Raw genomic sequence first — 9,855 nt, 5'->3', positions numbered from 1 at the left:
GATGAGCTGACCGTGGCCATGGGCCAGGAGACCGACCAGGAAACGCGCAACGAGATGATCGCGGAAGCGTGGCAGATCGTGCACGATGAGATCGTCTATATCCCGATCCACCACCAGATGCTGACCTGGTCGATGCGTGACGATATCGACTTCAAGGTGCAAAGCGAGAATACGCCGCACTTCAAGTATCTGCGTTTCAACAACTAAGCCAACGATGCAAACCAGCCCCCCGGCCGCCACAAGCGACCGGGGGGCTAACTAATGTGGTAATCCCATGCTTGCATTTCTAATACAGCGTGTGCTGCAGGCCATCTTCGTGATGTTCGTGGTCGCGCTTATCTCGTTCTCGCTATTCCACTACGTGGGCGACCCGGTGCTCAACATGCTTGGCCAGGAGGCCACCGAGGCCGACCGTGCCGAGCTGCGGGCACGCCTGGGCCTCGACCAGCCGGTGGTGGTGCAGTTCTATCGCTTCATCGTCAATGCCGCTCAGTTCGAGTTCGGCATCTCCTACCGCTCGGCGCGGCCGGTGACCGACCTGATCCTGGAGCGTCTGCCGGCGACCCTGGAGCTGGCCACCATCTCGGCGATCTTCGCCGTGGTCATGGGCATCGGCCTGGGTATCTATACCGCACTGCGTCGCCGCAGCTGGCTGTCGCGATTCATCATGACCGCCTCGCTGATCGGCGTATCGCTGCCCACCTTCCTCATCGGGGTGCTGCTGATCTACCTGTTCGCGGTGGAGCTGGGCTGGCTGCCGGCCTTCGGTCGGGGGCAAACGGTACGCCTCGGCGACTGGTGGACCACTGGCTTGTTGACCACGAGTGGGCTGCGTTCGCTGATCCTGCCGGCGATCACCCTGGGGCTGTTCCAGCTGACCCTGATCATGCGTCTGGTGCGCGCCGAGATGCTCGAGGTGCTCAGCACCGACTACATCAAGTTCGCTCGGGCCCGTGGGCTGTCGGATCGGGTGGTCAACCTGCGCCATGCGCTGAAGAACACGCTGATCCCGGTGATCACCATCATCGGCCTGCAGCTCGGCACCATCATCGCCTTTGCCATCATCACCGAGACGGTATTCCAGTGGCCCGGTGTCGGCGCGCTGTTCATCACCGCCGTGCGCTTCGTCGACGTGCCGGTCATGGCCGCCTACCTGATGATGATCGCGCTGGTATTCGTGGTCATCAATCTGGTGGTGGACCTGCTCTACTACGCCGTCGATCCGCGCCTGCGCGCCCAGGGAGGTGGCAAATGAGCCGGGATCAGCAGACACAAGATAGCGACACTCAAGCGACGGTCGGCGTACCACCGAAACCGGGACGGCTGAAAACCTTCCTCGAGAGCGACATCGTCCATTCCTGGAAGAACCAGCCGGTGGTGATCGTGGCGACGCTGGTGACGCTGATCATGTTCGCCGCGGCCCTGTTTGCACCCTGGATCGCGCCGCAGAACCCCTTCGATCCGCGACAGCTGGAACTGATCGATGCGTTCACGCCACCGCTGACCACCTCGGACTTCACCGGCAATTTCTACCTTCTGGGTAGTGACAGCCAGGGCAGGGACGTCTTCTCGGCGATTCTCTACGGCTCGCGCATCTCGCTGCTGGTGGGCTTCGCTGCGGTGATCTTCGCCCTGGCGCTGGGTACCGCATTGGGCCTGATGGCGGGCTTCCGCGGCGGCTGGCGCGATGCCCTGATCATGCGCATCGCCGATGTGCAGCTCACCTTTCCCTCGATCCTCATGGCCTTGCTGATCTTCGGCGTGATCCGCGGCTTCCTGCCGCGCTCGATGCATGCCGAAGTGGCGATCATCGTGCTGATCATCGCCATCGGGCTCTCCGACTGGGTGCAGTACGCCCGCGCGGTGCGCGGGGCGACCATGGTCGAGAAAAACAAGGAGTATGTGCAGGCGGCCCGGGTGATCGGCCTGCCAGCGCGCAAGCTGCTGTTCCAGCACATCCTGCCCAACGTGATGCGGCCGGTACTGGTCATCGGCACCATCGGCCTGGCGCTGGCGATCATCGCCGAGGCCACGCTGTCGTTCCTGGGGGTCGGCATGCCGGCAACCCAGCCGAGCCTGGGGACCCTGATCCGGGTCGGCCAGGATTACATGTTCTCGGGAGAGTGGTGGATCCTGCTCTTCCCCGGGGTGGCGCTGCTGATGCTGGCGCTCTCCGTCAACCTGCTGGGAGATTGGTTGCGTGACATCCTCAACCCAAAGCTCAGGTGAGCAGGGCGTCCGGCCGACGAGCCACAAGCTTGGTGAGCCGACGCTGCAGGAAGAGCCAGTGCTCAGCGTGCGCCATATGCGGGTGGAGTTTCCCACCCGCCACGGTACCCTGGTGGCACTGGACGACGTCTCCTTCGATATCGCCCCCGGCGAGGTGCTGGGGGTGGTGGGCGAATCCGGTGCCGGCAAGTCGATGACCGGCAACGCCGTGATTCAGCTGCTGGAACCGCCGGGCCGCATCGCCGATGGCGAGGTCTATCTGTCCGGCAAGCGCATCGACGACCTGCCGGAGGAGGACTTCGTACCGCTGCGGGGCCGCCATATCGGCATGATCTTCCAGGATCCGCTGACCAGCCTCAATCCGCTGTTCTCGATCGGCGACCAGTTGATCGAGACCATCCGCACGCACCTGCCGATGAACGAGAAGCAGGCTCGCGAGGAGGCCTTGAAGCTGCTGCGGGAGGTGGGTATCCCGGCGGCGGAAGAGCGGTTGAACAGCTACCCTCACCAGTTCTCCGGCGGCATGCGCCAGCGGGTGGTGATCGCCCTGGCACTGGCGGCGCGGCCCGAGTTCATCATTGCCGACGAGCCCACCACGGCACTGGACGTCTCGGTGCAGGCGCAGATTCTCGCCCTGCTCAAGCGGCTCTGTGCCGACCACGGCACTGCGGTAATGCTGGTCACCCACGACATGGGCGTGATCGCCGAAACGGCCGATCGCGTGGCGGTGATGTATGCCGGCCGTTTGATCGAGATTGGTCCCGTGGAAGAGGTGATTCGCAGCCCCCAGCACCCTTATACCGAAGGCCTGATGGCCTCGATCCCCGGCATCGAAAAGCGCCTCACCAGGCTCTACCAGATCGAGGGCTCCATGCCGCGGCTGGCGGCCATCCCCCCGGGCTGCCCGTTCAACCCGCGCTGCCCCCACGCCCAGGATCGCTGTCGCCGCGAGCGGCCCGACCTGTTGCCTGCCGGGCCAGGCCAGGCCGCCTGCTGGCTGCATGACCCGGTCGATCCGCTTCCCCGGCTCGATGAGAACGATACACAGGAGCATGCCCATGTGCGCTGACACGGCAATCAAGCAGCAGCCGTCACCGGCGAGTGGCGACGTTCTTCTGGAGGCCCGGGACCTGGCGCGCCACTTCGACGTCTCCAAGCCTTGGCTCAACCGGGTGCTGGAGCGCAGCGAGAAGCTGTCGCTCAAGGCGGTGGATGGGGTGAGCTTTTCCATCCGGCGCGGCGAGACCGTCGCCCTGGTCGGCGAGTCCGGCTGCGGTAAGTCCACGGTGGCCCGGCTGGTGGTGGGGCTCTACGGCCTGACCCGGGGCAGCCTCGTCTTCGACGGCGAGGACATCAGCGACCTGGCGAACCGCACCGGCCGCCAGGCGGCCAGCCTGCGCAAGCGCTTCCAGATGATCTTCCAGGACCCCTACGCCAGCCTCAATCCGCTCTGGCGGGTGGGTACCATCATCGGCGAGCCGCTGCGCTTCTTTCGCCCCGAGATGAGCAGTGCCGACCGCCGCCGCCGGGTGGGCGAGCTGCTCGAACAGGTGGGCATGTCACCCATGGATGCGCTGCGCTATCCCCACGAGTTCTCCGGTGGCCAGCGTCAGCGCATCTCCATTGCCCGGGCGCTCTCCAACGAGCCGGAGTTCATGATCTGTGACGAGCCCACCTCGGCGCTGGATGTCTCGGTGCAGGCGCAGATCCTCAACCTGATGCGCGACCTGCAGGATGAGTACGGCCTGACCTACCTGTTCATCAGCCACGACATGGCGGTGGTCAAGCACATGTCGGACCGCATCGCGGTGATGTATCTGGGTCGCATCGCCGAGATCGCCCCCTCCGATCAGCTCTTTGCCAACCCGCATCATCCCTACTCGAAGATGCTGCTGGCGGCGGTGCCGTCGTTGGAAGGGGCCGGCAAGGAGCGCACCACCATCCAGGGGGAGGTGCCCAACCCGGTGCATCCGCCCTCGGGCTGTGCCTTCCATCCGCGCTGCCCCCATGCCAATGAGCGCTGCAAGGTGGAAGTGCCGCTGCTGATCGCTCGTGGCGACGGCAGCGAAGTGGCCTGTCACGGAGTCGAGGAGGGGCGTATCGAGTGAGCCGAGGCGGCTGATGCTGGAGCTGTTGTCGCCGCTGTCGTCCGGGGTCAACCTGGGGCTTGTGCTGCTGTCGGTACTGACCTCGGCGCTTTCGGCGGCGGCCGGCATCGGCGGGGGCACGCTGCTGATTATCGTCATGGCCCAGGTGATGCCGGCCACGGCGCTGATCCCGGTACATGGCATGGTGCAGCTCGGCTCCAACGGTGGCCGGGCGGTGATGACATGGCGCCACGTTCGCCGCGACATCGTCGCGGCCTTCCTGCCCGGGGTCATCGTGGGGGCCGTAGTGGCGGCCTGGCTGTTGATCCGCCTGCCCTATGGCGTACTGGAGCTGTGTATTGCCGCCTTCGTGCTCTACTCCTGCTGGGGGCCGGGCCTGCCCCAGCGGGCGGTAGGGCGCACCGGCACCGTCATTGCCGGCGCCGTGACCACGCTGCTCTCCAGCCTGGTGGGGGCGAGCGGGCCCATGGTGGCCTCCTTCATCAAGCAGGGCATCGCTGAACGCCTGCCAAGGGTGGCCACCTTCGCCACCTGCATGACCCTGCAGCACACCACCAAGGCGTTCATCTTCGGCTTCGCCGGCTTCGTCTTCCGCGACTGGTTGGGGCTGATGCTGGCCATGGTGGCGGCGGGCTTCATCGGTACCTGGCTGGGGCTTCGGCTGCTTCATCGGGTCACCGACCACCGCTTCGATTTTCTCTTCAAATGGACACTGACACTTCTGGCGCTGCGGTTGATCTGGTTGGGCGTGGAGCGTCTGCTGGGGGCTTGAAAACGTCAGCCAGTATCGTGTCCGCAATAAACGGTTCGCAATAAACAGTTCGCAAGAAAAAGCCCCGGCCAGGCCGGGGCAAGCGATCGTAGTAAGTAGGGCGAGTCGTTGCGATCAGAACTCGTACGTGGCGGAGAGCCAGAAGCTGCGGCCGTCCAGAGCGACGCCATCGGTGGCGCGGCCTGTCTGGGTAAAGCGATAGGCCTGGTAGGTATCGCCCTGCCACTCGTAGCTGTCCGCCTTGCCGAAGTCCTTGTCGAGCAGGTTATAGATCGTGCCGGTCAGGCGTATCTGGTCGGTGAACCGATAGGTGGTGCGCAGATGGAACAGCTCGTAGCCATCCAGCTTGTTGCCCACCTGCTCGTACATGGCCAGGTGCTGCCCGCTCGTCGGAATGCCGTCGGTGAAGCGTTCCCGTGAGGAGTAGTACTCACCTTCGAGGGTGGTGTTGAGCCTGTGGGTCACGTCCCAGCCCAGGCTGGCGGTGAGCTTGTGCTTGGGCGTGTTGGTGAGCAGCATACCCTCCTGCTCACCGGAGGTGATCTCGGTTTCGGTATAGGTGTAGCCGCCACGAATTTCCCAGGCGGGAGCGAAGCGATAGCGCGCTTCCAGTTCGATGCCCCGGGTTTCCGCTTCGTCGATATTGATCAGCTGCGAAAAGCCGGCCTGCTGGGAGAAGTTGCCAACGGTGATACAGCCGGGCACGTCGCCGTCCGGGTGCAGGCAGTTGGGAATTTCTCCCCCATCGGCGATACGATCGGTAAAGCGGTTGTAGAAGGTGGTACCGCTGACCGTCAAGCCGTCCAGGTTGTCGTAGATGGCGCCGAACTCGTAGTTGGTGCTCTTCTCGGGTTCGAGGTCGGGCGATCCGATGGTAACCGTCTGACCCTGGTTACCGAACCCGGAGATGCCGTCGTGCAGCTGGTTGAGCGTGGGCGTCTTGTAGCCGCGGCTCACGCCGCCCTTGAGCGTCCAGTGGTCGTTGGTATTCCACACCAGGTAGCCGCGGGGGCTGAAGTGGCCGCCGAAGGCGTCGTGGTGCTCATAGCGGCCGCCCAGTGTCAGCGCCAGATCATCGCGCAGCCACCACTCGTCCTCGGCGAACAGCGCCCAGCTCTGCTGTTCGAAGGCCTGGTTGCCGGCCGCCCCATCTTCCAGGCGGGCATCGATGTACTGGCCACCCAGGGTCACCATGTGCGCATCGATCGGCAGGGTGAGCTTGGTATCGAAGACGATATCGCGGTTTTCCAGCAGACGCGGTTCGCCCCCCTCGGCCTCGTAGCCATAGGCCGGTGCACTGCCGGCAGGCAGGGTGCGGCCCAGGGTTTCGGTGGTGTTGTGGGTGACACTGCTCTCCAGTGTCCCTATCTCGAAGCGACCGGTATGGCCGATGGCCAACTGGTCGCGATTGAAGCGCAGTTCGTCTTCATAGCCCCAGAACTGGCCGGGCTGCGGGGCGCAGGTAGCCCGGTTGGTGCCATCCAGCGTGCCCAGGCGGCAATCATCGTTGGCGTAGGTCTGGCGCGCGCGCTCCGCATCCAGCCAGACCGAGTGGCTGTCGTCGGCACGCAGCGTCAGGCGTCCCCCAAGCGAATAGATACGGGCTTCCACAGGGCGTGGGTCGCGAGCGGCACTATCGGGAATCATGCGCTCGGAGGCGTCGCGGTCGAACAGCCGACCACGTAGCTGCAGGCCGAGAACGTCCTCGACCAGCGGCCCGGATGTGTAGAGATTGATGCCCTGGGAATTGCCTGCGTCACGGTCCTGCTGGAACGTGGTATCCACCGATACGCTGCCCGTCCAGGTGTCGCTGACGGGGCGGGTGATGATATTGATCACGCCGCCCATGGCATCGGAGCCATACAGGGTCGACATGGGGCCCCGGATCACCTCGATGCGCTCGATGGCCGACAGCGGCGGCATGAAGCTGGTCGAGGTCTCGCCGAAACCGTTGGGCGTCACACTTCCCGAGGTATTTTGACGGCGACCATCGATGAGTATCAGGGTGTAATCGCTCGGCATCCCGCGAATGCTGACGTTCAATCCGCCTGTCTTGCCCACGCCCGAGCGCACATCCACTCCGGGCACATCCTTGATCGCTTCGGCAATGTTCGAATAGCGGTTGCGCTCCAGCTCTTCCCGGGTGACGACTGAGATGCTGGCCGGCGCATCGTTGAGCGCCTGCTCGAAGCCGGCGGCGGTGACGACGATGCTGTCGAGGCGGGCAGTCTCCTGCGCCTGGGCGACCAGCGAAAGAGGTGTACTGGCGATCGCGATAGCCAGTGCGGTGCGGCGGATGGTGGGCATGGGATCACCTGCTTGGTACAGAATATAATGAGATTGATTATCAAGCGCAGGCAATTCTATTGCGGAATGTTCCCTTTGTTCAGGGGGAGAAGCCACAACGATTCGTTGCGGTATTTGCAACGCTCAGCTGGCGGGGTTCGGTTGGGGAGGCACCGTGAACATGACTGGGCTCGGCAGGCTGCCACTCGGCCGGTGCGGACTGGTGCAGGAAATCGAGCAGCGCGCTGACGCGGCGTGGCCGAGGGCCGAAGGCGTAAAGCAGCGTCACGGGAAGGGGTGCGGCACTCCACTCCGGCAGGCAGCGGACCAGCGAGCCCGGGTGGGCATGCTCGCGCAGGGTCGCCAGCCAGGCGGGTATCATGCCGAGGCCATGGCCTCGGGCGATCGCATCGCCATGCAGCATGTGCTGATCGACACGAAAGCGCGAATTCGGTGGCTGAAAGCGAAACTCCCCCTGCGCCGGGTGGGTGAGCGTGAGCCCCTGTTCGGTTTCGCCCAGCAGGTCGATCCAGGCGTGCCGGGTCAGCTCACGGGGGTGCTGTGGTTCGCCGCAGCGGACGAAATAGTCGGGGTGACCATACAGGCCGCGATCGAGCCAGCCGAGAACTTCCTGGCGTAGCTCGCCGCCGGGGACCTCGCCCAGCCACACGGTCAATGCCTGGCTGTCGGCGGACAGGGGAGGCGTGGTACAGGTCTGCAGCGTGAGACGTATGCCGGGATGAGTGTCCATGAACGCTGCCAGCAACCTGGAAAGCCAACTGCGTGCCAGGGCGTTGTGCGTGACCACATGCAATTCACCGCTGACTTCCTCGCTCAGCTCGTCCAGCGCCTGTCGGCCCTGCTCGGCGAGTTCGAGAATCTGGCGACAGTAGGCATGAAAGAGCTGGCCCGCTTCGGTGGGCAGCAGCCGATTCGATTGGCGACGCAGCAGTGGCTGGCCCAACTGACGCTCGAGCTGGGAGATACGCCGGCTCAGCGTCGACTTGGCCAGGTCAAGGGTGCGAGCGCTGCGGGTCAGGCTGCCGGAACGCATGACATGATCGAAGGCGAGCAGCTCGTCGAGGTCGTACATGGCAATCCCCGGCGTTGGTGAACGTTGCAACAAGAGCAACAGTGTACCCGGCGGCATATCTAATGAAAACGATTCTTGTTAAGGTTCCATGATCTGGCGGCGCCGTTGCGCCTTCGGCAACGCATCGTTGCGTAGAGGTGTGGTCGGGTTACTTGTGATAATAATTCGCATTAAATATTGGTCTGCCACGAGGAGACACCTGATGGGAACTGGGCGATTCTGCGGCAAGGTGATGGGCGGCACCCTGCTGGCTGTGGCCATGCTTGCGCTAATGCCGCTGTCGGCCTGGGCCGAGCGCAGCGTGGAAACCGCCTTTGGCAAGGTGACGGTGCCGGAAGCGCCGCAGCGTGTGGTAACGCTTCATGAGGGAGCTCTGGACGTTGCGGTGGCAACCGGAGTGAAACCGCTGGGTGCTGTCACCACCCGGGGCGGTGATAACGTGGCGCGCTATCTGGCGCCGCATTTCGAGGACATCGCCATCGTCGGCGTGGTCCGGGAGATCAACCTCGAGGCCGTGCTGGCCCTGCAGCCGGACCTGATCCTGGCCCCGCCGCAGCTGGCCGAGGCGCAGTATCGGCTGCTTTCGCGCATGGCACCGACCGTGGTGCCGTTGTCGGAAGGGCTGGACCCCAAAGCCTGGCGCAGCGAGACACGTCTGTTTGCCCAGGCACTGGGGCGCGAGGCGGAAGGCGAAGCGGCATTGCAGGAAGTCGACGCTCGTGCCGCCGAACTGGCTGATCGCATGGCGGGTAATGAAGCACCTAGTGCCGTGCTGGTGCGCTGGATGCCACAAGGGCCCATGGTGATGTCCGAAGAGCTCTTCACCGCCGGGCTGTTGCGTGCCGCCGGTGTGGCGATTCACGATGCCGGCCTGGTACGTGAGGGCGTGCCGCACAGTGACCCGCTCAGCTTCGAGAATCTTTCCCGGGTCGATGCCGACTGGCTGTTCCTGGCAACCCTCAATGAAGAGGGGCGCGAGGCGCTGGAGGCCGCCAAGGCGTCGCCAGCCTTTGCCCGGCTCGACGTGGTCGCCCGCGACCGGGTCGTGCCTGTCGACGGACAATTATGGTCGAGCGCCACCGGCCCGCTGGCGGCCCAGGCCATTCTTGACCAGCTAGACGCCGCGCTGTCGCCCTGATGCTGGCAATGCAGCGCTTGGGCCTTTTCCCGGACCGCCGTCTCTTCAGGGCGATGGCGGGCCTGCTGGTCTTGCTGGCACTGGTCTGCCTGGCCAGCCTGCTGCTGGGAGCCGGCGATGTCGGCCCGGTCCGGGCATGGTCCGTATTAATGGGGCGAGGCGACCCGGAGGCCAGGTTCGTGCTCGATTCGCTGCGGCTGCCGCGTACCCTGGTTGGCCTGGTAGTCGG

General features: G+C 64.6%; 9 protein-coding genes and 1 pseudogene. 8 read left to right on the top strand and 2 right to left on the bottom strand.

All coding sequences use genetic code 11. The features are described from left to right. The 6 genes and pseudogenes from Q427_RS21355 to Q427_RS21330 all read left to right on the top strand — a co-directional run. Positions 1-207: pseudogene (locus Q427_RS21355) on the top strand (ABC transporter substrate-binding protein); the annotation flags it as partial. A 67-nt stretch (positions 208-274) separates the two neighbouring features. Continuing rightward, a complete protein-coding gene (locus Q427_RS21350; protein ID WP_043517130.1) occupies positions 275-1,255 on the top strand; it encodes an ABC transporter permease in 981 nt (326 codons plus the stop codon). Continuing rightward, positions 1,252-2,229, top strand: a complete 978-nt coding sequence (locus Q427_RS21345) for an ABC transporter permease (RefSeq protein WP_043517128.1) — start codon at positions 1,252-1,254, stop codon at positions 2,227-2,229. Before Q427_RS21350 ends, Q427_RS21345 begins: the two co-directional genes overlap by 4 nt. Then, positions 2,201-3,298 carry an ABC transporter ATP-binding protein gene (locus tag Q427_RS21340; protein WP_231613833.1) on the top strand — a complete coding sequence of 366 codons (1,098 nt, stop codon included), beginning with the start codon at positions 2,201-2,203 and terminating at the stop codon, positions 3,296-3,298. Before Q427_RS21345 ends, Q427_RS21340 begins: the two co-directional genes overlap by 29 nt. After that, a complete protein-coding gene (locus Q427_RS21335; RefSeq protein WP_051496579.1) occupies positions 3,288-4,337 on the top strand; it encodes an ABC transporter ATP-binding protein in 1,050 nt (349 codons plus the stop codon). Before Q427_RS21340 ends, Q427_RS21335 begins: the two co-directional genes overlap by 11 nt. Positions 4,338-4,350: 13 nt before the next feature. Further along, positions 4,351-5,109, top strand: coding sequence for a sulfite exporter TauE/SafE family protein (locus Q427_RS21330; protein WP_043517126.1), 759 nt, complete (start codon positions 4,351-4,353; stop codon positions 5,107-5,109). 114 nt (positions 5,110-5,223) lie between these two features. Here the strand turns inward: Q427_RS21330 and Q427_RS21325 are convergent, their stop codons facing one another. Together Q427_RS21325 and Q427_RS21320 are read right to left on the bottom strand one after the other, a co-directional pair. Beyond that, a complete protein-coding gene (locus tag Q427_RS21325; protein WP_043517123.1) occupies positions 5,224-7,416 on the bottom strand; it encodes a TonB-dependent receptor domain-containing protein in 2,193 nt (730 codons plus the stop codon). A 79-nt stretch (positions 7,417-7,495) separates the two neighbouring features. Then, positions 7,496-8,488 (bottom strand): LysR family transcriptional regulator, encoded by a 993-nt coding sequence (locus Q427_RS21320; protein WP_081786136.1) that lies wholly within the window; start codon positions 8,486-8,488, stop codon positions 7,496-7,498. Between the two features lie 202 nt (positions 8,489-8,690). Between Q427_RS21320 and Q427_RS21315 the strand changes: the two genes are divergently transcribed. Both Q427_RS21315 and Q427_RS21310 read left to right on the top strand, forming a co-directional pair. Continuing rightward, positions 8,691-9,626: an ABC transporter substrate-binding protein gene (locus Q427_RS21315; RefSeq protein ID WP_043517122.1), complete on the top strand. Its 936-nt coding sequence runs from the start codon at positions 8,691-8,693 to the stop codon at positions 9,624-9,626. 8 nt (positions 9,627-9,634) lie between these two features. Next, the coding region (locus Q427_RS21310; protein WP_043517120.1) for an iron chelate uptake ABC transporter family permease subunit at positions 9,635-9,855 on the top strand (221 nt) is incomplete at its 3' end.

The sequence above is a fragment of the Halomonas sp. BC04 genome, from assembly GCF_000568385.1.
This window is presented reverse-complemented; position numbering and strand designations above follow the sequence as displayed.